General features: G+C 40.7%; 26 protein-coding genes. 7 read left to right on the forward strand and 19 right to left on the reverse strand.

Going from position 1 to position 23,711, the window contains the following annotated elements; translation table 11 throughout:
• Window positions 1-8 precede the first annotated feature (8 nt).
• The 4 genes from KQI58_RS10400 to KQI58_RS10415 are packed head-to-tail and all read right to left on the reverse strand — an operon-like array spanning window position 9 to window position 2,725.
• Window positions 9-935, reverse strand: coding sequence for a tagatose-6-phosphate kinase (locus KQI58_RS10400; protein ID WP_216408936.1), 927 nt, complete (start codon window positions 933-935; stop codon window positions 9-11).
• A 12-nt stretch (window positions 936-947) separates the two neighbouring features.
• Window positions 948-1,463 carry a galactose-6-phosphate isomerase subunit LacB gene (lacB, locus tag KQI58_RS10405; protein ID WP_216408937.1) on the reverse strand — a complete coding sequence of 172 codons (516 nt, stop codon included), beginning with the start codon at window positions 1,461-1,463 and terminating at the stop codon, window positions 948-950.
• 24 nt (window positions 1,464-1,487) lie between these two features.
• The gene (gene lacA / locus KQI58_RS10410) at window positions 1,488-1,916 is read right to left on the reverse strand and encodes a galactose-6-phosphate isomerase subunit LacA (RefSeq protein ID WP_216408939.1); all 429 of its coding nucleotides are present in this window, start codon (window positions 1,914-1,916) and stop codon (window positions 1,488-1,490) included.
• Between the two features lie 35 nt (window positions 1,917-1,951).
• Window positions 1,952-2,725 carry a DeoR/GlpR family DNA-binding transcription regulator gene (locus tag KQI58_RS10415; RefSeq protein WP_216408941.1) on the reverse strand — a complete coding sequence of 258 codons (774 nt, stop codon included), beginning with the start codon at window positions 2,723-2,725 and terminating at the stop codon, window positions 1,952-1,954.
• A gap of 155 nt (window positions 2,726-2,880) precedes the next feature.
• Between KQI58_RS10415 and KQI58_RS10420 the strand changes: the two genes are divergently transcribed.
• Genes KQI58_RS10420 through KQI58_RS10430 form a run of 3 tightly spaced genes read left to right on the forward strand, consistent with a single transcriptional unit; the run spans window position 2,881 to window position 5,198 of the window.
• On the forward strand, window positions 2,881-3,372 hold the full coding sequence (locus tag KQI58_RS10420) for a PTS sugar transporter subunit IIA (RefSeq protein WP_216408943.1): 492 nt from the start codon (window positions 2,881-2,883) through the stop codon (window positions 3,370-3,372).
• A 41-nt stretch (window positions 3,373-3,413) separates the two neighbouring features.
• Entirely contained in the window at window positions 3,414-3,716 is a 303-nt protein-coding gene (locus KQI58_RS10425; RefSeq protein WP_216408944.1) for a PTS fructose transporter subunit IIB, read from the forward strand.
• Between the two features lie 21 nt (window positions 3,717-3,737).
• Window positions 3,738-5,198, forward strand: a complete 1,461-nt coding sequence (locus KQI58_RS10430; protein WP_216408945.1) for a PTS galactitol transporter subunit IIC — start codon at window positions 3,738-3,740, stop codon at window positions 5,196-5,198.
• Between the two features lie 125 nt (window positions 5,199-5,323).
• Here the strand turns inward: KQI58_RS10430 and KQI58_RS10435 are convergent, their stop codons facing one another.
• From KQI58_RS10435 to KQI58_RS10465, 7 genes are all read right to left on the reverse strand, one after another.
• Window positions 5,324-7,273 carry a GH25 family lysozyme gene (locus KQI58_RS10435; protein WP_216408946.1) on the reverse strand — a complete coding sequence of 650 codons (1,950 nt, stop codon included), beginning with the start codon at window positions 7,271-7,273 and terminating at the stop codon, window positions 5,324-5,326.
• An 808-nt stretch (window positions 7,274-8,081) separates the two neighbouring features.
• The gene (locus tag KQI58_RS10440; protein WP_216408947.1) at window positions 8,082-8,834 is read right to left on the reverse strand and encodes a DeoR/GlpR family DNA-binding transcription regulator; all 753 of its coding nucleotides are present in this window, start codon (window positions 8,832-8,834) and stop codon (window positions 8,082-8,084) included.
• 150 nt (window positions 8,835-8,984) lie between these two features.
• Window positions 8,985-9,737 (reverse strand): class II aldolase/adducin family protein, encoded by a 753-nt coding sequence (locus KQI58_RS10445; RefSeq protein WP_216408965.1) that lies wholly within the window; start codon window positions 9,735-9,737, stop codon window positions 8,985-8,987.
• 17 nt (window positions 9,738-9,754) lie between these two features.
• The gene (locus tag KQI58_RS10450; protein WP_216408948.1) at window positions 9,755-10,018 is read right to left on the reverse strand and encodes a hypothetical protein; all 264 of its coding nucleotides are present in this window, start codon (window positions 10,016-10,018) and stop codon (window positions 9,755-9,757) included.
• A gap of 28 nt (window positions 10,019-10,046) precedes the next feature.
• Window positions 10,047-11,438 (reverse strand): PTS galactitol transporter subunit IIC, encoded by a 1,392-nt coding sequence (locus tag KQI58_RS10455; protein ID WP_216408949.1) that lies wholly within the window; start codon window positions 11,436-11,438, stop codon window positions 10,047-10,049.
• Between the two features lie 33 nt (window positions 11,439-11,471).
• Window positions 11,472-11,771 carry a PTS sugar transporter subunit IIB gene (locus KQI58_RS10460; RefSeq protein ID WP_216408950.1) on the reverse strand — a complete coding sequence of 100 codons (300 nt, stop codon included), beginning with the start codon at window positions 11,769-11,771 and terminating at the stop codon, window positions 11,472-11,474.
• A 45-nt stretch (window positions 11,772-11,816) separates the two neighbouring features.
• Window positions 11,817-12,275 carry a PTS sugar transporter subunit IIA gene (locus KQI58_RS10465; protein WP_216408951.1) on the reverse strand — a complete coding sequence of 153 codons (459 nt, stop codon included), beginning with the start codon at window positions 12,273-12,275 and terminating at the stop codon, window positions 11,817-11,819.
• 291 nt (window positions 12,276-12,566) lie between these two features.
• Here KQI58_RS10465 and KQI58_RS10470 point away from each other — a divergent pair, with 291 nt between their 5' ends.
• Both KQI58_RS10470 and KQI58_RS10475 read left to right on the forward strand, forming a co-directional pair.
• On the forward strand, window positions 12,567-13,328 hold the full coding sequence (locus KQI58_RS10470) for a DeoR/GlpR family DNA-binding transcription regulator (RefSeq protein WP_216408952.1): 762 nt from the start codon (window positions 12,567-12,569) through the stop codon (window positions 13,326-13,328).
• Window positions 13,325-14,299: a 1-phosphofructokinase family hexose kinase gene (locus tag KQI58_RS10475; protein WP_216408953.1), complete on the forward strand. Its 975-nt coding sequence runs from the start codon at window positions 13,325-13,327 to the stop codon at window positions 14,297-14,299. The genes KQI58_RS10470 and KQI58_RS10475 overlap by 4 nt, the downstream gene beginning before the upstream one ends.
• A 139-nt stretch (window positions 14,300-14,438) precedes the next feature.
• Here the strand turns inward: KQI58_RS10475 and KQI58_RS10480 are convergent, their stop codons facing one another.
• Window positions 14,439-14,807 (reverse strand): MoaF-related domain-containing protein, encoded by a 369-nt coding sequence (locus KQI58_RS10480; RefSeq protein ID WP_216408954.1) that lies wholly within the window; start codon window positions 14,805-14,807, stop codon window positions 14,439-14,441.
• 150 nt (window positions 14,808-14,957) lie between these two features.
• Between KQI58_RS10480 and KQI58_RS10485 the strand changes: the two genes are divergently transcribed.
• Window positions 14,958-15,833, forward strand: coding sequence for a hypothetical protein (locus tag KQI58_RS10485; RefSeq protein ID WP_216408955.1), 876 nt, complete (start codon window positions 14,958-14,960; stop codon window positions 15,831-15,833).
• Between the two features lie 25 nt (window positions 15,834-15,858).
• Here KQI58_RS10485 and KQI58_RS10490 read toward each other — a convergent pair whose 3' ends face one another.
• The 3 genes from KQI58_RS10490 to argF form a co-directional block, all read right to left on the reverse strand.
• Window positions 15,859-16,389: a 5' nucleotidase, NT5C type gene (locus KQI58_RS10490; protein ID WP_216408956.1), complete on the reverse strand. Its 531-nt coding sequence runs from the start codon at window positions 16,387-16,389 to the stop codon at window positions 15,859-15,861.
• A gap of 151 nt (window positions 16,390-16,540) precedes the next feature.
• On the reverse strand, window positions 16,541-17,917 hold the full coding sequence (locus KQI58_RS10495; RefSeq protein WP_216408957.1) for an APC family permease: 1,377 nt from the start codon (window positions 17,915-17,917) through the stop codon (window positions 16,541-16,543).
• An 18-nt stretch (window positions 17,918-17,935) separates the two neighbouring features.
• On the reverse strand, window positions 17,936-18,988 hold the full coding sequence (gene argF / locus KQI58_RS10500) for an ornithine carbamoyltransferase (RefSeq protein WP_216408958.1): 1,053 nt from the start codon (window positions 18,986-18,988) through the stop codon (window positions 17,936-17,938).
• Window positions 18,989-19,075: 87 nt separating this feature from the next.
• Here argF and KQI58_RS10505 point away from each other — a divergent pair, with 87 nt between their 5' ends.
• Window positions 19,076-19,855 (forward strand): MurR/RpiR family transcriptional regulator, encoded by a 780-nt coding sequence (locus KQI58_RS10505; protein ID WP_216408959.1) that lies wholly within the window; start codon window positions 19,076-19,078, stop codon window positions 19,853-19,855.
• On the opposite strand, the gene arcC is transcribed toward KQI58_RS10505, so the two are convergent.
• The 4 genes from arcC to KQI58_RS10525 are packed head-to-tail and all read right to left on the reverse strand — an operon-like array spanning window position 19,842 to window position 23,590.
• The gene (arcC, locus tag KQI58_RS10510; RefSeq protein ID WP_216408960.1) at window positions 19,842-20,765 is read right to left on the reverse strand and encodes a carbamate kinase; all 924 of its coding nucleotides are present in this window, start codon (window positions 20,763-20,765) and stop codon (window positions 19,842-19,844) included. The genes KQI58_RS10505 and arcC overlap by 14 nt on opposite strands.
• Window positions 20,766-20,776: 11 nt before the next feature.
• Window positions 20,777-21,784 carry a putrescine carbamoyltransferase gene (gene ptcA / locus KQI58_RS10515; RefSeq protein WP_216408961.1) on the reverse strand — a complete coding sequence of 336 codons (1,008 nt, stop codon included), beginning with the start codon at window positions 21,782-21,784 and terminating at the stop codon, window positions 20,777-20,779.
• Window positions 21,785-21,796: 12 nt separating this feature from the next.
• Entirely contained in the window at window positions 21,797-22,891 is a 1,095-nt protein-coding gene (aguA, locus tag KQI58_RS10520) for an agmatine deiminase (protein WP_216408962.1), read from the reverse strand.
• A gap of 21 nt (window positions 22,892-22,912) precedes the next feature.
• Window positions 22,913-23,590, reverse strand: coding sequence for an amino acid permease (locus tag KQI58_RS10525; RefSeq protein ID WP_367397930.1), 678 nt, complete (start codon window positions 23,588-23,590; stop codon window positions 22,913-22,915).
• Window positions 23,591-23,711: the final 121 nt, after the last annotated feature.

Genomic DNA, 23,711 nt, shown 5'->3' on the forward strand with positions numbered 1-23,711 from the left:
GTATCCTCCTACACTTTCTCCACTAAAATTTGATCATATAGTTTTTGATAATTGACTAATTGAACATAACCAGTAGTCGCTTCCTGCGCATTCAACATGCCTAAAACATTCCCTTGCTTTAATACGTCCGCATCAGAGAGACCTTGTTCGATCGCGGCGGTCAAGCCGGCAACGGTTGCATCGCCAGAACCGACTGGATTGACGACATCGATTTTTGGAATGCTCACGTGATAGAACTTCTCGTGGTGTTTGGCAAATGCTCCATCGCTACCCATTGAAACGACTACCCACTCGATCCCTACAAATATTGGATCAGACAAAACAGCTTTTAATTCTGATAATTCCGTTGAGATTTCTCGTCCTAGCAGTCCAGCTAACTCTTCGACATTGGGTTTGATTAGCCGTGGCTTGGCATCTCTCTTAAGCACCTCCGCTAGTGCTGCCCCTGAACAATCTAAAACGACTGGCTTTGGCTGGCAGGCCTGCAACATTTGACTATAAAAATCCACGGGTAACCCTTTCGGTAAGCTTCCAGAAAAAGAAAGAATATCCGCTTTGTCTGCGAGCTTTTTAAAATGTCGTAAGAAAGCTGCCGCCTCCTGTTCAGTGATGATCGGTCCGCTTTCTAAAATTTCCGTCTGCTGACCCTCGTGTAAAATAGCGATGCAATTGCGGGTTTCCCCGCTGATGGGCAGAAAGTTATGAGTGATCCCACTTTTCTCTAAATCCTTTTTGATTTCTTCGCCCAAAAATCCGCCAATCAAACCGCTGGCAGTTACCTCCGCATCCAATTGCTTCAAGATTCGGGTGACATTTAAGCCTTTCCCGCCAGCAGTTTTTTGAACATTTTTAACGCGGTTCACGGTATCCAAATTGAATTCCTCCAGGGGATAGGAAATATCGATGGAAGGATTCATTGTAATTGTTAGAATCATTCGCTTTTCCTCTTAATCGTGGTATTCGCCGCGATCCCATTTTTCGATGAATTCATCGAAAAAGTGAGGATCGGACTGGTCAGCACGGGCTTTTTCAACATGATCAATCTTCGCGATCAATTTCTTGTTTTCCTCTGTTTCCTGATACTCGGCCTTAATGAAGGCATCAATAATGTCACAGATCAAAAATTCCCCAGTGATCCGTGCACCAAAACCGATCACATTCGCATTTAGTTGTTCTTTGGCATAGATGGCAGTCGTCATGTCGCGAACCAACGCACTGCGGATGCCTGGAACCTTATTAACCGCATTATTGATCCCAACGCCCGTTCCACATAAGCAAACACCTAAATCTGCTTCACCACTGGTTACCGCTTCACCTACTTTTTTTCCATAAATTGGATAATGTGTTCGAGTAAAGTCGTAGGTCCCCATATCCAATACTTCATGTCCTTTTGCTTTTAAGAAATCTGATACAGCCATTTTTGTATCTGTGACGATGTGGTCACAGCCGATTGCGATTTTCATGTCATTCATCCTCTCTCATTTTTCCTATGCCATTTTATTCAACATGTCGACCCGAACTTGATGACGGCCGCCATCATAGCTCGCTTGCAGAAATTCTCTGACAATGTTCAACGCTAATTCATCACCAACGATTTTTGAGCCGAGGGTAATCATGCGGGAATTGTTGTGTTCGCGAGTCATGTAGGCACTACGTTCATCCGAGACTTCTGCTGCCACCATTCCTTTGACTTTCACCGCCGTGATAAAACTACCTGCTCCATAACCATCCACGGCAATACCTAAGCTGCCTTCGTTTTCATTTAAATCATTAGCGATCGCTAAGGTTGACTCCACAAAATCCTCCGAAGCTGTCTCGCTTTTATCCACTACTGTAAAGCCATTTTCGATCAAGTCCGCCTTGATCAGTTCCTTTAATCTCATCCCGTCACTGTCTGAACCAATTACTACACGCATCTCTGTTTCCTCCTTATGATTGTATCCATCGTTTCTTATTGAATAATCCTGGTGTATTGCTGATAATAACTCTTCAGTTCGGCTGAAAGAGTAGAATCCGTAAATAAAGTATCGATCTTGCGCAGATCATAAAACGTATAAAAATCACTATGATCGAATTTGTTGGCATCCGAAACCAAACATTTTTCGGCCGCGTTATCTAACACGATCTTCTGCAACGTTCCTTCTTCAATACTGAAATTTGAAACCTCAGCACCTTTTAGACCATTCGCTCCAATAAAGGCCTTCTTGATCCCGATTTTCTGAACCGCCTCATTGGCGATCGAACCAACAAATGCACCTGTCTTTTCTCGATACAATCCACCGATCAAATACAGCTCAAATTGTTTTGTTTCACTTAATAGATTAAAAACGGGCAGGCTATTGGTTACGATTCGCAATGAAGAAGACTCAATATACTGCGTCATCAGCTCAATCGTGGTTCCCGATCCAAGAAAAATCGTGTCATCCGCTTTCTTAATATGAGCCGCTGCATTTCTTGCAATATATTCCTTTTCCTTAGTATGTAGCTTTTTCTTTTCATTATGAGATAGTTCGTTTGCTTCTAAAAAGGCAACTGGTTCTTCGTTACCCATTTTCTGTGCACCGCCATGAATCCGTAGAAGCTTTTTCTTTTGAGCAAGTTCCTCTAAGTCTCGGCGAATGGTCATATCAGAAACATCTAAGACTTCTTGAATAAACTTCACGGTGATCGTCCCATAGCGATCACACATAGCCAAGATTGATTGTTGACGCTCAGTTTTCAGCATATGTTGTCCCTCCACAATCCTATAATAAAACATTATCAAACATTTTTCAACACAATATGTTTATTTATTTTTGTTTTATGTTGACAAAGCAATTGTAAGCGATTATACTCAACATATAAACAAACACAAACGAACTTAGAAAGGAGCTGTTTTGTTTGAAAAAGCTTTTTTTCAAGGAAACAATCTATGTTTCTAGTGGGAACACACAGGAAGAAGTTTTTGAGGAAGTTTATTTGGATCTACTAAACAAACAATTAGTTACTGAGGATTTTTTTGAGAGTCTTTTGGAGCGAGAACGCAATTACCCGACAGGTTTGGATCTTAGCCCTGTTTCTAAAGGATTGCCGGACATTGCTATTCCCCATACGGAAAGCGAATATGTTCGAACAACCCGGATCATTCCAATCAAGTTGAAAAATGAAATTACCTTTCATAATATGATTTCGCCAAGCGATCAACTCTCCGTTCATTTTCTTTTTATGATCTTAAATGAAAACGGTGAAGCACAGGCAGGCATGTTAGCGGATATTATGGATTTTATTAACTCAGTCAATAAAGAGGAACTTTGTGCCTTCTTCAAATTAGAAGACACTGAAGCGATTTACCAGTTTTTAAATGAACACTTTACTATGGAAGTTTCTGCATAACTGCAGAATAAAAATAAACTTATTTTAAGGGGAGAATCATCATGATCAAAATTTTAGCAGCATGTGGAGCAGGAGTTAACTCAAGTCATCAAATCAAAAGCGCTTTGGAAACTGAATTGAAAAATCGTGGCTATCAAGTCACCTGTGACGCCGTAATGATCAAAGATATCAATGAAGAAATGCTGTCTCATTATGACATTTTCGCACAAATCGCCAACACTGACTTAGGCTTCAACGTAAATATTCCTGTCGTTGATGCGGGTGCTATCCTTTATCGTATCCCTGCAATGGCTGAACCTGTATACCAAAGCATGGAAAGTGCAATCCAATCAATCAATAAATAGGACCCAAGAAAGGAAAAGCATATGAATACAATTATTGATATCGCCAATAAAGTATTTACCCCCCTAATTGATTTAGGGGCGGCGCCGTTAATGACCATCGTACTAACTGTTATTGCCTTATTTTTTAAAGTGAAGCCGTCACGTGCCCTCGAAGGCGGGATCAAACTTGGGATCGCCTTAACTGGGATCGGAGCCATTATTGGAATTTTAACCACTGCCTTTTCGGACGCGATGACTGCCTTTGTTGAACGAACAGGCATCTCATTGAACATCACAGATGTGGGTTGGGCACCTTTAGCGACAATTACTTGGGGCTCCCCTTACACCCTTTACTTCCTATTAATAATGGTGATCGTCAATATCATTATGCTGGCAATGAAAAAAACCAACACTTTAGATGTTGATATCTTTGACATCTGGCATTTAGCGATCGTGGGACTATTTGCGATTTTCTGCGGTGCGAACCTATTTATCGCTTCCGCATTAGTTATTTTCATTGGGGTTCTTAAAATCTGGAACTCTGACTTAATGAAACCAACCTTCAATGACCTATTGAACGCACCGGATAGCAACCCGATGACGACAACACATATGAACTATATGATGAATCCGATCATCATGGTTTTTGACAAGATTTTTGACAAAGTCTTTCCTTGGTTGGATAAATACGATTTTGATGCTGCAAAACTAAACAGCAAAATCGGTTTTTGGGGATCGAAATTTGCGATTGGAATCTATTTGGGGATTTTTGTTGGGTTATTAGCAGGACAAACACCAACACAAATCTTTTCACTCGCTTTTACAGCTGCAGTCTGTTTGGAATTGTTCTCTTTGATCGGCGCATGGTTCATCGCTGCGGTCGAACCTTTATCACAAGGAATCACCGACTTTGCCAACAAACGCTTAAAGGGGCGTACTATCAATATCGGTTTGGACTGGCCCTTCTTAGCTGGCCGCGCAGAAATCTGGGCTGCCGCTAACGTTTTAGCGCCAATCATGTTATTGGAAGCAATCATTCTACCCGGCAATAAATTATTACCACTTGGCGGAATTATCGCTATGGGTGTCACCCCAGCTTTGCTTGTTGTCACGCGTGGCAAATTGATCCGAATGATCGTGATCGGTGCGATCGAATTACCATTATTCTTATGGTCAGGTACCTTGATCGCCCCATTCGTCACTCAAACAGCCAAAGCAGTAGGCGCCTTTCCAGCCGGCTTGAGCGGGTCTGCCATGATCTCTCATACCACGATGGAAGGCCCGATTGAAAAATTCCTAGGCTATTTAGTCGGTAATGCTTCTCAAGGACAAATCGAATTTGTCATTTACGCAGCTTTAGCACTAGCCGCTTACCTATTGATCTTTATCTGGTACGCACGTCAAATGAAAAAACGCAACGCCGCTTACGCAGCTGAAAAAGAAGAAAAAGCTGCTCCAGCAACAGCGCATAAGAATGTTGCTTATGCAGCAGAAGCTAAATAAATGAAGAAGCACACTCGACGATCACAGACAATCGAGTGTGCTTAATTCATATCTTCTAAGAATATACATAGACTAGTCCTATTGACGGCTTTTATTCTACGTTGTATTCATGAACAAACTTCAAACTATTTGGGAGCAGCACTGTTTTTACGAATAATTTTCACTTGAATGGCTTCCATTTGTTTTCCTTTTCCCGTAGTACCAGCTACTTCTCCATCTTTTACCCAGTTTTGCCAACCATATGTTTGACAATGAGCTCTGTAATAAACATTATAGTGAAGAGCTAGGTCACCAGTTAAGCGAATTTTTACGGCCTCTGACCTCAATCCTTGTCCTTCAGTACCAGCCATATTAAAGTTACTCTTCCAGTTTTGCCAACCGATATATTGACTATGTGTTTGATATTCAACATTCCCTGAAAAAGCCAATGGGTTATTAGAAATCTTCAATTTCAATGCTTCTAATCTCAGAGAATTTCCTACCGTACCAGAAATCTGCCCATTATTCACTGATGGCATCCAACCTTTATTTTGAACATGGCTTTGATAAGAAACACTCGCATCTTGATATTTGAAGAATCCTCTACCTTGTCCAGAAGGAGCAGCTTGACCTTTGGGTACAAGTTTCACTTGATAAGCCTCTAACCTATAAGCGAACCCTTCTGTTCCAGCAGCTTCTCCATTTTTTACCCAGTTTAACCATCCAAAGGCTTGAGAGTGAACGCGATAATAAATATCATATTGCTTGGAAACTTCACCTGTAAGTCTTATTTTTAAAGCTTCAATTTGTTTCGCTTGTCCCGTTGTTCCGGATATTTGCCCATTTGTTTTCCAAGTAGATTCCCACCCAATATTTTGGATATGGGATTGGTATTCAATATTTCCTGAAAACTTGTTTGAAATAGTCATTTTTAACGCTTCAATTCTTCGAGCCTCACCAACAGTTCCAGAAACATTGTCATTTGAGACAAAATTAAGCCACCCCTTATCCTTCACATGACTTGAATAAGATACTGGTGCATTGGGATCGGGTTGTGGATCCGGTTTAGGATCAGGCTTTGGAGTAGAAGTTGAACCTGTAAATGAGTTATTATAATCAGCGGAAATATCAAATTCCTTATTGGCTATTTCTGGAAAACGCAAGCGCGAATTCCATTGCCATGAACTATAATCCGTATAGTAATTTTTATTCGTTATTGTATAAGGGTAAGCTGCGACCCAAATCTTTTGCTTACCAATAGTATTAGCATTAATTAGTCCGTTAAACCAACTTAAAGAAGAATAGTGTCGTATTGATGGAAACCCTAACTGCTTCAATCTGTTTTCAAAGGCAACAGAATTTGCGGTATGATTTCCCTTTCCAGCTATTTGAGGTTCCTCGATATCATTGACCATTACAGTTGAACTATCTAATCCAATACTTTTAGCAAAGTTCGCGAAGTAATCAGCTTCGGCTCTTGCTTGACTATCAGTTTTAAACCAGCTGTAATGATAGGCGGAAACTTTTAATCCAGCTGCTTTTGCATTCTTCACTTGTGAAGCCGCGTAGGGATTCTTATAACTTGTTGCTTCTGTTAATTTTACAACAACTCCAGTAACTCCGTATTTTTTCATATTATTAAAATCATTGACCGAAAGTGTCCCGTTATGAGAGGAGATATCTACGAAACTTTTAGTTGGCGTATTCTTATTTGAAGCTAGTACTGATGGTATCGAAGCCCTAGTCATTCTTCCGTTAACAGCGCTAGATAAATCGGATCGATTTCTTGGTAAAGAATAGCCACCAAAATCGGCCTCGCCTTCTGTCGGTAAAATCATTTCTTGTTCCGTATCACTAGACTCTTCAGTACTAGAGATCGTGTTGTCAGACTCTCCCGTAGCTTCGTTTTTTTCTAGTGTTGAACTATCACTCATTGTAGAATTACTTGTTGATTCTACAGTTGAACTAATTTGTGATTTTAATTTATTTTCCGTAGACGAAATGGATTCAGTTGATTCTTCTAAAGCTTTAGTAGTTATAGGAAAAAGTATCATTCCTCCAATCATTAGAGTTAAGAAAATTTTTTTGTTTTTCATCGAGTGCCTCCCTAAATTCTATTTAAAACATAATTCTATTTTAACAAAAAATAAATATTAAAAGAAGTTTAAACTATAGAAATATAAAAAAAGTCATTCTAAGACAAAAATGACTTTTTTGACTTGTAGCGTTTTAATAAAAAAACGCCAAAACTAGTTATTAAAAAACGAATAATCATTACTATTGCTTTGCAAGCGACAGGTTGCCTCTATATTTTATATTATACCAATTATATTTTTCAAAATTAAAAGATAATAGTCTGACAGTCACAGATCTCCAGTTGCCGCTTACACTTCCATTCTTTTCATTGGTTTTCTTTTATCGGCTTTATTTAATAACCCTTCTTTATAATCTTGTTCTTTCTGTTTATCTCTTTTAGACCTCTTATAAATTGATAATGGAATGTTGTGCTTTGTTTATGGCAGGTTCCGATGATTCTTTGACTATGAAAATTATCCCCCGCTAGCGAACTCTATATCTTGTGTATCAGCGAAGAACTTCTTCAGGCACACTAAAGTCATCCATAGTAAAGTTTTCTCTTATCACTTCATTTTATAGGATAGACTTCCATACGCGTATTTGCGAGACAATTTCATCTAAAAAATCCTAACTAATTACAGTTTTTATCCTCCTCTACGATTACAAACAATCTCTTTTTTCTTAAATAGTACTATGATAAAGACTAGAAAAAAGTACAAAGAATTCTAACCTTTTAGTTTTAGAAATAAATTTAGCTATTTTATTTCCATTAAATCCCGAGCAAAAAGTCACTGAAATCTAATCATTGAGATTTTAGCAGCTTTTCATTTAGACAATATATTTCTCTTCTTTTTCAATCTTCTCAAAATGCTTTTGTTCATCGTCATCTGTAATCACTGCGGTCACATCATTCAGATTATAATACACTGAAAAATCTCTTTTCCCGATTTTCGAATGATCGATCAACAAAAAACGTTCAACAGAATTGTTTAGCGCGATTTGTTGGGTCTGCCCCTCTTCAAAAGTCGAAGTCATAATTTTTTGCTCATTTAAGGCATTGCAGCTGAAGAAAGCTTTATGGAAATTCATATCATTTAGCGATTTATTTGTAATCTCACCAACGAAACATTGTGTCGTTTCACGTATTTCGCCACCTAATAAATAGATTTTCCGATTTCCCTTATGCTTATTCAATTCCTCAAAAACAGGCAAACAATTCGTAACGATCCGCAATGAATCCGCTCGAATGATCTTAGACATTAGCTCGATCGTTGTTCCTGGGCCAAGAAATATCGTATCACCATCATTGATCATCTCGTTGGCTTTTTCAACAATTCGCTGCTTTTCTTCCTGCAGCATAATCTGTTTTTCTGTATGAGAAAGCTCGACATGACGATAGAAATCCTTCAATTTTGCACCGCCATGGACACGCTCTAATAGTCCTTGTTTTTCCATTTCATCCAAATCACGCCGTACCGTCATATCAGATACCGATAATTTTTCCATGACATCACTGACTCGTACAGTTCCACTAACCTCTAACAACGACATGATTGCTTGAAACCGATCCGTTTTTAACATTTCATCGCCTCTTTTCTTACTTAGCGTATCAAATTTTTGATAAATGTACTAGAGATAATTCACTAAATCTAACACCAAAATAAACAAAAACAAAAAACCTTGAACAGAAGAAGGATTACTCCTCTTCCATTCAAGGAACCTTTAACTAATTTAATCCCCACCCGCAAAGATCTCTTCGCGATTATAGATTGGGGTATGATCCTTTAAGTCCTCAATCGTACCGATTTGTTTGCCCTTTGAATAGTAGCCGTCTAGTAAACCTAAAGATTGAAAAATTGTTTGCTTATAGGCAATTTCTGCGTTCCATTCGGTTGTATCTAGAATCTGTAGAGCTTTGTGAATCGCCTCGATGCCCGTTTCACCTGGCGCGCTAATCAAAACACCGTGACTGTTTAGCAGCAGCATATTTGGCAACGCCAGCTTTTCGCTTTCCATGTAGTTGGCAACTAATTCAGCTAATTCAGGTGAACAATTTGGTTCAAAATCTAATACTGGAACGTAACCGATTTTTTGTGTTGCCTCGGTTAAATTGGGCATATCCAAGCCAGCTGTTGCCCAAAACATGGAATTTGGTGCATGAGCATGTAAAACAGCTTTAATTTCTGGGTTTGTATCGTACACTGCTTCATGTAAATTGATTTCTCGCGTTAGTTTGCCAACACCGTCAATTACCTGACGAGTATGTGGTTCAACTACTAAAATTTGAGCTGGTGATACCTCGCCCAAATAAGCTTCCGACATCATTGTCGGTGTCATGATAATATATTCTTTACCTTCTTGATCTGTTGTTTTGAACGAAAAGTTACCTCCAGCGACATTCGTATTTTTTCGTGCAAAAATCAATTTCACAATCCGCGCTAAATCCTCGCGCTCTCTTTCAAAAATCATCCGTCCATCTGACATCATCGAGACCACCTTTTTTATTTTTTGAACACTCGTTTACTCGTAATTGCTGTTTGAGCCGCATTCCTAACTTGCATTACAGCTTCGTGTTTCTTTTTCCGGCGTTCGTCATATTCTTTGAAAAGAATAGGATTACCGTATTTATAAACACAGATTGCTAACCCGATAGTGATAAAATTGAAGATCAGCTGCTGTGTCATGAAGGCTAGGATAAAACTGACGATCGCAAGAAACAAAACAAACAGCCATTTCATTTTTTCTTTATTCTCTCTTTTAATCATTCCTCTTACCCACCTTCATTACTGGCTCTTATCCAGCGACTTTCATCCCACTGACTTTCTTGTCTGCTAATTCCTCATATCTTTGACTCGGTACTTTTGCCTTGTTCATGTATTTGTACAGCCAAACAAACATTGCGACAAAGATGATCGCACCAACGACTGCTAAAATATTTCCTTTAAAGGCTTCCGCGAAAAGAATTCGGAATTCCGGTCCTTCAATGGATGACCAAGTAATTTGCTGACCTTTTTTAATACCTTCAACTGCCCCAGTTTTATCTGCCAAGCCGGTTAAGATCGGCGTTAGATAAGTAGCTGCATACAGATAAATCGGCATCGAGATCACACCCATAATCAGCATTCTAACAAGGTTTCCACCCGTTAACAGCAAGCCACCCACAGCGATTGAATAATTGATAATGCCTGCCAAAGGCAATACCGCATTCCCTGGTAAGATGATTGCATAACCAATAAATACTGGTACAAGTAGAATCGCAGTTACCCAAATCTCGGAGCGACCTGCTAGGACCGGCCAGTCTAAGCCAATGTAAACTTCGCGATCCTTGAAGCGCTTCTTCATCATTTCTGACATGGCATCTGCTAGCGGCGAAAGCGACTGCATGAACATTTTTGAGATCATTGGGAACAAAGCCATTGCTGTGGCGATTTGAATTGCCAAATTTAATGACCCGGAAACGCCGTAAGCGGCTGCCAGTCCTAGACCTAACCCAATGATGAAGCCCATAACGGAATTCTCAGAGAAAACACCGATTTTTTTCTTCAAGGCCTTCGTATCTGCCCGTTTATTAAAGAATGGAATCTTATCCATAAGCGCATTGATTGGCAGCAGTAATACCGCCGAAATATTCATTAAGTGCGTTACTGTTACCAAAGGAATGCCAGTCAAATCTTCGATATGACGTTGGAACATATCACCCATTTTCAGTTCTAAAATGACCTGAACAATCGCTGTCGCAAAGCCGGCCAACAAGCTTCCGCTAATAAAATAGACAAGATAAGCAGTTAATGCTTTCCCCCAAACATTCCACATATCAACGTTCAATGTTTTCGTTAAATTCAAGATCAGCATCACGAAATTCACACCAAGTACAACTGCAAAGAAAACAAAGGCGTAAGACCAAGACCAGGTGATGCTTGCGGCTCCTGTCCAGCCTAAATCTAATGCTGGTAAATTAAGCCCAGTATTTTTCGCCAGCGCTTCTGAAGCTGGACTTACGGCATTGGACATAAAACCGATGACCATTGACATCCCGGTAAAGGCGATTCCTAAAGTAATCGCTGACATAAAGGCCTTTTTGAATTTCATTCCCGCGACCAATCCTAAAATCAAAATAATCAATGGAACAAAAATTGCTGAACCTAACCCTAAAATATAATTGATAATGTCCTGAAATATTTCCACGCTTTCCACTTCTTTCCTTAATTATTTTTATCGTTATTCAACTAACGCTTTGATATCCTCATAAATTTGATCTGCACCCATACCTGTCAAAAACGGAATTCCTGGAAAGACCTTCACTCCTAGTTCCTCAGCTTTTTCTAAAACCTCATCATCTGGCTGCGCAACATATACATAAATCCCGGTAGATGGCAGTTCATTTTGAATAGACTTATAATCTACTGCCTCAACAGGAAAATCAATACCGTCATCTTCCAATAATCCAGCAATTTTACTAGCGATCGTTTGGCTTGTAGCCACTCCGCTTCCACATGCAACAATTAGTCTTCTTTTCATCCTAAATTCCTCCAGCTTCTATAATTTAATGTTTAAAAACCGTAATTAAATATTTTGTGTAAATAATTGATAGATATTCTGTTTGTCCTGTTCCTGCTTAAAGGCTTGAACAAACTCTTCCTTCATAAATAGTTCCATAAATGCTTGAAGCAAGCCTACCTGTCCCTTAGGATCTTTGATACCAAGAAAGAACAAGTTTTTTACGTCCATTTCCTGACTGTCTCCCATTTGCTTGACCTTTACCTTATTTTTTAAACGGGCAATGTAAACAAACGGTTTCTCAATATACTCTGGATCTGAATGAGGCAAGGCAATATTTAGGTACTGCGTAATCAGTCCTGTCGGAAATTTTTGCTCCCTCGTCGTGATTCCCTTTAAATACCCTTCATTGACAAAACCTAGATCCTTTAAGTGTTCAGCGACATGTTCGAACACTTGCTCTTCACTTTCACCTTCAACCTCTAAACTGATCAGCTGCTTGTCGAACATTTCTTTATAGTCCACAATGTTGCACTCCTTCCCAAAACAAATTGAAATATTTTGTTAAACTTTGTTAACATGTGTTTCATAATGTAAATATACAACGCTTCAATTTGTTTGTCAACGCTTACTTAACAATTGATTTCACTTCGCAACAGTAGCTCTCGATTGCTACTTTATATTTTTTAACAAACTTGAACACATATGAACATTTTTCTCTTGCTTTTTCTTTCTTTAAATGCTATTAATTAATGTATAAACATAACCGCAGATTCGTGGTTTATTGTAAGAGCTTACTTAATTAGAGGTGATTTCATGTTAAAAAAAGAGCGTCAAGAACGAATTTTGGATTTGTTACATGAAAATGACTACTTATCCATTCCAGAAATATCTTCAAGTTTAGGTGTCTCCGATATGACGATTCGCAGAGATATTAATGAGCTCGCCGAAAAATCTTTACTCGTAAAAATTTACGGCGGAGCTCAAAAACTTGAAAAAATCGAGCAGGAATTGTCTACCCAAGAAAAAATTGATACTAATGTTCTTGAGAAAAAGTTTATTGGAAAAGTCATGAACAGTATTATTTCTGATAACGACACGATCTATATCGGTGCAGGAACAACCATGCTTCATGCGTTGCCAGAGATCCAAAAAGCAAACTTATTTGTGATCACAAATAGTCTGATAGCATTTAATTATTTAATTTATAATACGGATTACCGCGTACTATTGACGGGAGGCGAGTTTTCACGAACAACTGAGGAATTTTACGGTGAAATTGCTGAAAAGAGCTTTGATAACCTAAACATCGATATTGCCTTTGCCGCAACAAATGGTGTCTTTGATAATAATGTCACCACCGCAAATTCAATTGAAGGCTCGATTCAACGAGTGGCATTTGCCCACTCTCGCAAGAAATGCGTAGTTGCTGACAGCTCTAAGTTTAATCGATCCGATGTCTACACCTTCTACTCATTATCAGACGTCGATTATTTGGTGACCGATAACAAGCTGCCGGAAACACAATTTGACTACTATAGCTCCTATACAAAAATCATTAAGGAGGAACAGGCATGATCTTGACGATTACACTCAACCCTTCGATGGATTATAATTATCTTGTTTCTTCACTGAATTTGGATCAAGTTAATCGTGTTGAAAATCCGCATACTTCCATCGGTGGGAAAGGTATCAATGCCGGCCGAGTCATTGCACAATCTGGTGAAGAGGTCATATTGACAGGTATTTTAGGCGGGCCTGTCGGAAAAATGATTTTGGATACCTTAATCGCTGAGGATCGCTATCAGCTTGAGTTCCTGACAGTTGAAGGGAACTCTCGGAATGCGATAACGATCATGCATGATGGAAACACCCATACTGAGCTAGTAGAAAAAGGGCTTTATCTTTCTAAAGCCAATGAGCACCTGTTCTTCCAGCATATTGGTAGTCTCTTAAAAAAATACAGTGTTGATGTGATTTGTATTTCTGGATCGGTCAATTCAGACGACGCCTACTTCCACTACAAGCTACTTCGTTTTATTCGCTCAATCGTAGGCGACAATTTCCCGATCCTAATGGATATTTCGGGGGAACAGCTAGAGTATTGCTTGACTCAGCAAACTGTCCGACCAAGCTTTATTAAGCCAAATACGCATGAATTGGAGGAATTGATGGGTAGAAGGATTCAGTCAACCGAAGAATTGATCACCATCCTGCATGAACCGATTTTTGATAATGTAGAAACAATTATGATCTCTCAAGGCGGTGATGGCGCACTCGTTAAACACGGAATGATTATTTACGATGTCCAAATTCCCAAGGTTGATATTGTCAATACAACCGGCTGCGGCGACTCTACAGTCGGTGGTATGGCTTACGCGATAAGTCAAAACTACTCCATCGAGGAAGCGCTCAAATATGCCATGGCCTGCGGCATTTCCAACTCGTTGTTCGAAACGAACGGGACGATTGATAAATCACAAGTAAGTCAATTCATTGAGAGTATTCAAATAACTGAAGTAGAAGCATTAAGTACGAATCGATCGTAATGATAAAGCAAACCCACACACCAAGCATTTTTTAGGCTCAGTGTGTGGGTTATTCGTTTCCCCCTCTTCCTCTTATACAAGAAATACGCAATAAAAAATCCGATCACTTGAATCAGTGACCGGACTTACTAGTATCGAATTAATGCTGTAGTGGTTCTAAATCTGGTTCGCCATTTTCCAAAATAAGCTGAAACGGACCTTCATGAACAGAAGGTCGGCGGCCACCGCGATATGCAGCATCCGTAAACGTCATAAAGCTTTTCACGTAATTATTGACTGTATCGACGGTATACGAAACACACAAACCGTCTTTTTCCACCCAATCGATCGAAAAAATCCCGCCCGGATATTCTTCAATATGAATGGTCTCAACGTCTGTTGCCCCCGCATCTTCTTCTCGAATCGATGTCCATCGCAATTGATTGTCTGCTAAAAAATCAATGCGAAATTGCAGTCCCGAATTAAATAGTATTTTTGCTATTCTGCCTTCTAGTGGATGTTTCTTCATCACTACACCTTCCCATTTCGCTGTTATTTTCTACTAGCTCTAACATACAGGTTTTCGTGTTGAATTGCACTGTTTTATTTGAAAATAGCTTTTAAATATTTCTAGTTTTGAGATAATACTTATATACAGCTAAGAAAGGCGGCAATCGAAATGGATCGTGCATTGGAATTACGGATGAAGGTGGAAAAAAATGAAACAATTGAAGACCCTCTCGACTATCTTAATCACTCTGAAATCATCAAAAAATACAGTCAGTTAACCCAGTTAAAACCACTAGAAAAAATTTTTGCGTTAGTCGGCCTAGCTGAAATTCCCTACGCCGAAAAGCTCCCGCTCACTCAGGAATTGCTCGCTTTTGTGAATCAATATCTGGCAACACCAGAGGGTTTCGCTTTCACGGGAAAATTAGAAGAGATCGTTCCCTGCTATAACGCCATGCTCTTTGAAGCCTATTGTCGACTCGGATTGGGAAAATCAGACGCCGCACAAAATGCACTTGATTGGATCAAACAGTATCAAGTGTTTGATCGTCAGCAGAAAACACCTTGGCCCCACAAAGGCATCTGTAAATTTGGCGGTTGTATGAGGACTGTTCCCTGTTACATCGGTATTGGAAAGACCGTGAGAGCGCTACTGACATACCAAGAAAAAGTTGATCAGCAAGATGAAAAAGTCAATGCTCTAATTCATCAGGGTGTGGAGTACATGCTGCAGCACAATCTCTATCGCCGATTATCCAATGCCCAGCCGATCAGCCCGCACATTACAGAAAGTATGTTTCCGCAAAGCTACGTTCTTTCTTTAACGGACTTAGTATATATTCTTCAAAAAAGTCAGTGTTCTACAGACCCACGTGCCCAAGATTTATTACAGCTAATTCAGCAAAAACAAACCAAAACAGGTGGTTGGAAAATTGAATATATCTATAAATATGCCGGCTACCTGCCTTTCAATGATCGTCGCAAAGATTCCGAATGGTTGACCTATCTCTATTCTCCAATTGAAAAAAGCTTGAGCGACGAATAAATTCGTTTCTCAAGCTTTAAGTTTGCTAATATTTATTTTCAAAGTAGTTGGAAATTTCTGCCCAGTTATCCATTTTTAATTCATAGGATTCATTGGCATTGTGATGAGCTGCGAAAAGAATCCCCTGCCCTTTAAACGATTTTAAATGACGGGAATGGTCGTCAATCAGGTAATCAGCAGAAATGATGGATTTGTCGCCGCAAAAAACATAATGAGTATCTGGTATGAATGGAAAATGCTCTTGTAACCATTCATATTTTGCATTGAAGGAAGTCGGAAAATCCATCGCCGCCGTGGTAATGAACAGTTCATGCTTCTCAGATAATTTTTTCAGTGCTTCTTGGGCCCCTTCAATCACAGGCAGATCAGAAAAATAGTCCTCTTCCCGGATCATCGCCCGAATAGCTTCGGCATGTTCAGGGCGAACATCCCGTAAATTTATCCCTTCTAAATCAGCTTTCGTATAACTGGCCTCGTATTTTTCATTGTACAGTCTCAAAAGCTTTGCCGTAAAATCGGCAATAACCTCATCCATATCAATTGCGATTCGAACCATTCTTTATCCTCCTAAAATTCTCTAATCTTCACTCATCTTTACTGCTCATTATACTAAAAAGTTGCCTTGACGGGATGTCTTTTTATAATTTCCTCATAATAAACCACAAAAGAAAACTGATCCTTAAATGATCTGTTTTTCTTTATGAAAGTTATTCTTCTGTCTTAGCTTCTCTCAACGTGCGTTCCTTGATGGACTTATCAATTAACCATTCACCGACCACTACAGCCAAACCAACTCCAACTACTAAAAATAGCACATAGGAAACAGGATTCTCACCTTCTGGCGGCAGAAAGAAGAAAATTGTACTAAAGGCAAAGAAAATGAATTGCACACCTGCAACTACCTTTCCAACACCATCACCCCCAGGAATCCGAAATGGTCTTTCGATGTCTGGATCTTTCTTCCGTAGAGTAACAAAAGCGAAGGAAAGAACGATATACGGTAAAAAGAAAATAATTGATGTGAAGGAAAGCAGTGTCCAGAACAAGTTGGCGTTACTAGAAGCGATCAAGCCATAAAAGACCAACAACGCAGTGGAGGACAATCCTAAAAGAATCGCTGATCCAATTGGCGCATGTACTTTATTTGTTTTCGCGAAAATTTTCGGTAGTTCACCTTCTAATCCTGCTTCCAGCGCCGCCTTGTTTCCGCCAAGTGCCCAACTGAAAATGTAGCCTAAGAAAGCGATGAAAGAAATGATTGCCACGCCCACCATCACCTGCGTTCCAAAAACATTACCAAAAGCGGTGAACAGACCAGAATCAGGATCAATTTGATCAACTGGTAAAATAATCAGCATCGATACTGCGGCGATGATATATAAAACGATCGTACATATACCGCTAGAGAAAACAGCTTTCGGTACATTTTTACTGGGATTTTCCATCTCGCCCGCAGAACAGCTGATCAAATCATATCCAGTCAAGGCATAGACATAAACCGGCACAAGTGAAAAGAAACCCAAATCAAAATTTGGAATGATCGATTTCAATGAAAAGTCTGTTTGTGATCCTTTTGAAGTCAGCGTCATAACGGCGCCAACTATCAATGCCAGACAAGCGATCAATTTGCAAATCGTACTGATCATCGTCAGCCACTTGGCGTCTTGCAGGTCGATACAGTTAAAAGCAACGATAAACCAGGTACAGATAATACAGAAAATAACCATACCCCAAACGGAAAGGTTCGGGAAGAACAGCATTTGCAGGATCGAGCCCATCACCACTAAGGTCGAAGGGATAAAACCGGCAACGTTGATCCAATACCACCAAGTCGTTCGCGCGGCCCAGCGATCGCCATAGGCGCGCTTGATCCAGACGTAGATTCCGCCTTGATCGGGATAAGTCGAACCCAGCTCCGCACAAATCAACCTGTGTGAAAGAAAGAATGTCACCCCAAGTACGATAAAACAGAAAATCAATGAGGGTCCCATCGATGCTTGCGATGCGATCAGTTCAAGCGAGAAAACCGCTGCAAATGACAGTGAAACGATATCGATAAAACCTAATTTTTTGACATTTTCCATAGCTTGTCACTCCCCTTTCTAATTCAGTTTTTGATCGAGAAAGGCCCGCATTTTTCCTTCATAATAGATCTTGGTTTGTTCATCGGCTCTTTTCAACCGAGGATACAAATACCAGGCCAGCAGACCTCTTTGGACATGCAGCCGATTTTCCGCTTCCTGGAAAACCAAGGAACGTGTCGGATGATCCAGCACCTCGCTGGTGATCTCGACTTCACGATTGGCCGGCAGACAATGCATCGCCTTGCAATGCTCAGGTGCCATCTTCAACATCTCCATATTCAATTGGTAGCGGGGATAAAAAGCTTCTGTCCGCTCCTCTTTTTCATCTTCATACCCATAATAATACCAAACATCCGGAATAATAAAATCCGCATTTTTTACAGCTTCTTCAACATTTTCCGTCACAGTCAAAGTACCGCCAGTAAGTGCCATTTTCTTGTTTACTTTCTCAATTTCCGCTTGGCTAATGGAATATTTCGCCGGTGAAGCGATCGTGTAGTTCAAACCTAATGACGCCGCTAAATGTGCATGCTCCATCGACATGATGCCATTTTCACCTGAATCGCCGACGAAGACGACCTGAATATCATCCAAGGTTTTTCCTTGAGGCAGGTGCTCCATCATCGTCAAAACATCCGCCAATCCTTGTGTTGGATGAATGTAGTAGGTCATCGCGTTAAATACCGGAACCGTGGCATGTTTAGCCAGATTTAAGACCAACTCATGATCCTCCGTCCGCAACATGATGCCGTCACACATACTAGACAATACCTGAGCAGTGTCCTTGATGGCTTCGTGTGAGCCAAAATGGATCTCCCCCGGCTTCAAATAAAGTGCGTGCCCGCCTAGTTCAGTCATGGCGGTCTCGAAGGATACCCTTGTCCGAGTGGATGGCTCCTCAAAAATCATCGCTAAAGTCGCACTTTTTAATAATTGCGGGATCGCATTTTGGTAGGCGGCTTCCTTTAATTGGATAATGGTACTTAGAATATTTTGAATTTCTTCTTTTGACAGATCATAGTTATCTAAAAAATGCTTGGTTGGGTAGTTTTTATCATGAGACAATTTCATTTTGATAGACCTCCAGTTAGTCAGATTGCATTAATTAATGATCAAAAGTTAGGTTATAATAGAGTTACTAAGAAAGTAGGTGGTTTTTTGACAGAAACGAAAAATTTTTATACCGCAGCCAATCAAAACATTTCGCATCTCAATGAATCCGAAAAGCGGATTTTTCAATATGTACTGAAGAACTTTGATGAAGCCAAGCACTACAGTATTCGCCAATTGGCAAAAAAATGCTTTGTCTCTTCGGCAACTATTTTCCGCTTTACTAAAAAATTGGGCTTTGAGGGCTACAGTGATTTCGTTGATAGCCTGTTGAATACCCCTGAAGCACCACAAACGATTCCCCACTCTGTGAAGCAAAAGGATTATCGTGAAGAATATTTAAAAAATGTGTTGGAATCCATCCGCGTGGCTGACCGCGAACGGATGGAAACCTTTAATCAATTGCTGGATCACAATCCAATCATTTATTTGATCGGTGAAGAATTAGATTTGCAGGCTCTGCATTATATTGATTGGTTATTTACCGCTCAAGGCTTCCATTCGATCTTGTTATCAGATAGAGCTGCGATTCGTCATGCAATCCATAATATCAAAGATGAGGATATTCTCTTTGTTTTTGATTATACGGGAGATAGTCCTGCGATTATTGAAACGATCGAGCTTGTCAAACAATCCTCACAGGCAACGATCGTCTCCTTTACTAGAGCTGTCACCAATATCGTACAGAATTTATGCGACATTGATTTTTACATTTTCACTGATGAGATCATTTATGACAGCTTAGACATGACCTCCCGCATCTCCATGATCGCGATTGTCGAGCTGATTCTTTATAAGCGTTTGAAGCGTCCCTTTACGAACGAATAATCGTCCCTGTTTCTGCTGTGATTGCCTGAGCCACCTGCTCGAGATTGGCAATGATGGCAGTTTTTTCTTTGCCGCTGCTGACAAATTCGCAAGCGGCTTCAACCTTTGGCAGCATACTGCCGGCTGGAAATTGCTTTTCAGCGATATATTGCTGCATCTCAGTTAAGGAAACTTCCTTCAGCGCTTGTTGGTTTTCCTTACCAAAGTTCACATAGACATAATCCACAGCTGTCAAAATTACAAAGACATCCGCCTCGATCAATGTTGCCATTTTTGCTGCGGCAAAATCCTTGTCAATTACCGCATCGATTCCTTCATATCTGGTTCCTTTATAGACAACGGGAATTCCACCGCCACCGCAGGCAATAACGACCTGTCCAGCATCGACCAATGTTTTTAAACTAACCTTTTCATAAATATCCACCGGTTTCGGTGATGGAACGACACGGCGCCAACCTCTGCCGGCATCCTCTCGATAACAAATACCGGTCTCTGCCATTAACCGTTGCGCATCTTTCTCAGTGTAGTAGCCACCGATTGGTTTGGCTGGTTGTTGAAATGCAGGGTCTTGTGCATCAACTACAACCTGTGTCAGCATCGAGATCACGGGTACATCCTCCACACCGCGACTAACCAGCTCCTCATCGATCGCTTGTTGCAAATGATAGCCGATATAGCCCTGACTCATAGCGATACATTCCGCTAACGGCATGACTTCCTTTTCACCGCTCTTCTCAAAAGCTAGACGGATCTGCCCAACCTGTGGACCATTACCATGAGCAATTACCACCTTATGTTCTTGAACAATCAGGTCTGCGATGGATTTTGCGGCTAATTGCGCACGTGATAATTGTTCATTGACAGAGTTGCCTAATGCATTGCCGCCTAACGCTACTACGATTTTTGCCATACTAATCCCGCCTATTCTAAGTTTTTCATAAAGTCATCTAACTTCTCTTTAGCCGCCAATTGTTCATATTCGCTGCCATCACGTTGATACTTAGTCAAATAGACTAGCAAACCGCGCATCGCCGTTAACCGATTCTCTGCCTCATCAAAAGCCAATGAACTTGAGGAATCTAACACTTCATCCGTAACCTCTTCTCCTCTAGTTGCTGGCAAACAGTGTAAGAACTTCACGCCTAAGCTGCATTGTGTCAACAACTCGCGATTGACCTGGAATTTCGGCATAAAGATCCGATTCCGTTCCTCCGGTGATAATTCACTTTCGTATAACCCATACCAAACATCCGTGTAAACAAAATCCGTCCCCGGCAGCGCCTGCTCTGGATCATCCGTGACCAACCAGCTGCCGCCATTTTCCTGAACATTCTTTTCTAAAATCGCTTGATATTCTTCAGTCAACTGATAACCTTTTGGTCCGTAATGGACAAAGTGCATCCCTAATTTGGTAGTAATGAATCCCAAGGACGCACATACCTGTGTCGCATCTCCAACAAAAGTTACTTTACAGTCTTCCAGTCGTTTTCCCTCCGGCAAATTTTCCGCGATCGTACACAGGTCACCAATTTCCTGCGTTGGATGATTGTAATCACTCATGGCATTGATGATTGGAACCGTCGCTGCCTCAGCCAAATCAACAACCGTCTGATGTTCCACCACCCGCGCCATTACCACATCGACTAAACGAGAGAGAACTTTCCCGGTATCCTCGATGGTTTCATGTCCGCCTAATTGGATCATTCCCGGCCCTAAATACTGCGCGTGTCCGCCTAATTGCTCCATCGCTGTTTCAAAAGAAACCCGCGTCCGGGTCGAGCTTTGCTGGAAGATCATTCCCAACGTTTTCCGCCGCATCAATCGTGGATAATAGCCTTTTTTTACACAATCCTTGATCAGTAATGATAAGTCGATAATGTCTATCAGTTCCTGTTTGCTAAAATCATTCGTATCAATAAAGTGTCTCATTCTGTTCTCTCCTTATCCCTTTGGCTGCTGCTGTGTGATACAGTGAATATTTCCACCGCCGTATACGACCTGTCTTGTTTGCACGCCGACGATCTCATAATCAGGAAACATCTCCTGCAATTGTTCCAATGCCAGCGCATCATTTTTATCGCCGTATTGCGGTGCGATGATTGCACCATTTGTGATCAAGAAGTTCATATAAGAGGTGATACAGATATCATCCGCGTGTCTTGGGATACTACCTGCCACAGTATCGACTTCATATTCTTCTCCGTACGTCACCGGATCGATCGTGGTACAAAGCTTATGGACTTTTAATTTTCGGCCTTTGGCATCAGTTTGACTGCTTAAGTAGTCGTAGGTTTCTTTGGCCACTTCGTAAAATGGATGCTTTTTGTCATCTGTGTAAATACACGCCGCTTCTCCTGGGCGAACGAAGCAAGCAATATCATCCACGTGTCCGTTGGTTTCTTCCGGATCAATCCCATTTTTGATCCATAAGACTTTTTCACAATTCAAATAGTCCTTCAGCATGTCTTCGATTTCTGCTTTATTCATGTGTGGATTCCGGCCTTCCGATAATAGACACATTTCCGTGACCATCACCGTTCCCTCACCATCCACATGAATCGAACCGCCCTCTAAAACAAAATCCGGCGTATGATACGTATCAATATACTCAATCTCACAAACCTTTTGCGCTAGTTTCTGGTCCTCTGCCCATGGAAAGTACAAGCCGTCCACCAAACCGCCCCACGCATTGAAATCCCAATCAACTGCCCGAACATCGCCTTTGTCATTGACTACAAAAGTCGATCCGCAATCCCGCATCCACGCATCATCATTCGCTACCTCAACCACACGGATATTCTCCGGCAGCTTATTACGGCAGTTTTCATATTGTCTAGCAGAGACACACATTGTCACTGGGGTGAACTTACTGATCGCATTTGCTACATCGGTAAATGCTTTTTGCGCATCGGTGCCGCCGTGCTGCCAATTATCTGGACGCTCCGGCCAAATCATCCAAATTTGCTTGTGAGGTTCAAACTCCCCTGGCATCCGATAGCCATCTTTTTTAGGGGTCGAAGCAAGTCTTTTTGCCATTTAAAAACACTCCTTTTATTTTTACGCATCGATAACTGATGCTTTTTGCTGTTTCATCGCCATATGGATCAGGCCTTCACCACACCCGATTGATAGAATCAAGCCCACAACTAAACTGATCACATAAAGCTGAGGATTTTCTCCTTCCGGCGGGATTAAAAATGAAATACTACCGAAAATTAAGAACACACTGTGAACAATGGCCACCAAGTAAGCCGTTTTCTTTCCAAAAGGTACTTTAAACGGTCGGGTGATCTCAGGGTCCATTTTTCGCAATTTCAAAAAGGTAAAACTTAATACGATATAAGGCAAGAAAAAGATAATCGAGGTAAAAGCTAATAAGGTCCAAAATAGATTTTCACTCGTGCTGGCAGTGATTCCATAAAATATCAGCAAGCCTGTTGATACAATTCCCAGCAATATAGCCGAACCCACCGGTGCATACGCACGATTCGTCTTCGCAAAAATCTTGGGAAGTTCTCCGCTTTCGCCGGCTTCAAGTGCTACCTTATTTCCGCCTAATGCCCAACCAAAGACATACCCTAAGAAACCGATAAAGGTGACCATTCCAATAAAATTAACCAGCCATTTGCTGCCAAACATCACAACGATCGTGTCAAAAAGCCCCGATGTTTCGCTAATGGCACTAGAAGGCAAGACCAGTAAAATCGCAGAAGCTGCTAACATGTAAAAGATGATGGTAAGAAAACCTCAGGAGAAAACCGCTCCTGAGGACTTTTTGTTTAGATGAATCATTTTATTGTCGATCACTGATTCTAAATTCGTATCCAAGTACGTTCTTATAATATTCTGGATACAT

It is taken from the genome of Enterococcus raffinosus, from assembly GCF_018917525.1.
Taxonomy (GTDB): Bacteria; Bacillota; Bacilli; order Lactobacillales; family Enterococcaceae; genus Enterococcus_A; species Enterococcus_A raffinosus_A.

Bases quoted from the DNA above. Each gene is read 5' to 3' on its own strand.
- KQI58_RS10400 (WP_216408936.1), bottom strand. From the start codon at position 935: ATGATTCTAACAATTACAATGAATCCTTCCATCGATATTTCCTATCCC.
- lacB (WP_216408937.1), bottom strand. From the start codon at position 1,463: ATGAAAATCGCAATCGGCTGTGACCACATCGTCACAGATACAAAAATG.
- lacA (WP_216408939.1), bottom strand. From the start codon at position 1,916: ATGCGTGTAGTAATTGGTTCAGACAGTGACGGGATGAGATTAAAGGAA.
- KQI58_RS10415 (WP_216408941.1), bottom strand. From the start codon at position 2,725: ATGCTGAAAACTGAGCGTCAACAATCAATCTTGGCTATGTGTGATCGC.
- KQI58_RS10425 (WP_216408944.1), top strand. From the start codon at position 3,414: ATGATCAAAATTTTAGCAGCATGTGGAGCAGGAGTTAACTCAAGTCAT.
- KQI58_RS10430 (WP_216408945.1), top strand. From the start codon at position 3,738: ATGAATACAATTATTGATATCGCCAATAAAGTATTTACCCCCCTAATT.
- KQI58_RS10435 (WP_216408946.1), bottom strand. From the start codon at position 7,273: ATGAAAAACAAAAAAATTTTCTTAACTCTAATGATTGGAGGAATGATA.
- KQI58_RS10440 (WP_216408947.1), bottom strand. From the start codon at position 8,834: ATGTTAAAAACGGATCGGTTTCAAGCAATCATGTCGTTGTTAGAGGTT.
- KQI58_RS10445 (WP_216408965.1), bottom strand. From the start codon at position 9,737: ATGTCAGATGGACGGATGATTTTTGAAAGAGAGCGCGAGGATTTAGCG.
- KQI58_RS10450 (WP_216408948.1), bottom strand. From the start codon at position 10,018: ATGATTAAAAGAGAGAATAAAGAAAAAATGAAATGGCTGTTTGTTTTG.
- KQI58_RS10460 (WP_216408950.1), bottom strand. From the start codon at position 11,771: ATGAAAAGAAGACTAATTGTTGCATGTGGAAGCGGAGTGGCTACAAGC.
- KQI58_RS10470 (WP_216408952.1), top strand. From the start codon at position 12,567: ATGTTAAAAAAAGAGCGTCAAGAACGAATTTTGGATTTGTTACATGAA.
- KQI58_RS10475 (WP_216408953.1), top strand. From the start codon at position 13,325: ATGATCTTGACGATTACACTCAACCCTTCGATGGATTATAATTATCTT.
- KQI58_RS10480 (WP_216408954.1), bottom strand. From the start codon at position 14,807: ATGAAGAAACATCCACTAGAAGGCAGAATAGCAAAAATACTATTTAAT.
- KQI58_RS10485 (WP_216408955.1), top strand. From the start codon at position 14,958: ATGGATCGTGCATTGGAATTACGGATGAAGGTGGAAAAAAATGAAACA.
- KQI58_RS10490 (WP_216408956.1), bottom strand. From the start codon at position 16,389: ATGGTTCGAATCGCAATTGATATGGATGAGGTTATTGCCGATTTTACG.
- KQI58_RS10495 (WP_216408957.1), bottom strand. From the start codon at position 17,917: ATGGAAAATGTCAAAAAATTAGGTTTTATCGATATCGTTTCACTGTCA.
- argF (WP_216408958.1), bottom strand. From the start codon at position 18,988: ATGAAATTGTCTCATGATAAAAACTACCCAACCAAGCATTTTTTAGAT.
- arcC (WP_216408960.1), bottom strand. From the start codon at position 20,765: ATGGCAAAAATCGTAGTAGCGTTAGGCGGCAATGCATTAGGCAACTCT.
- ptcA (WP_216408961.1), bottom strand. From the start codon at position 21,784: ATGAGACACTTTATTGATACGAATGATTTTAGCAAACAGGAACTGATA.
- aguA (WP_216408962.1), bottom strand. From the start codon at position 22,891: ATGGCAAAAAGACTTGCTTCGACCCCTAAAAAAGATGGCTATCGGATG.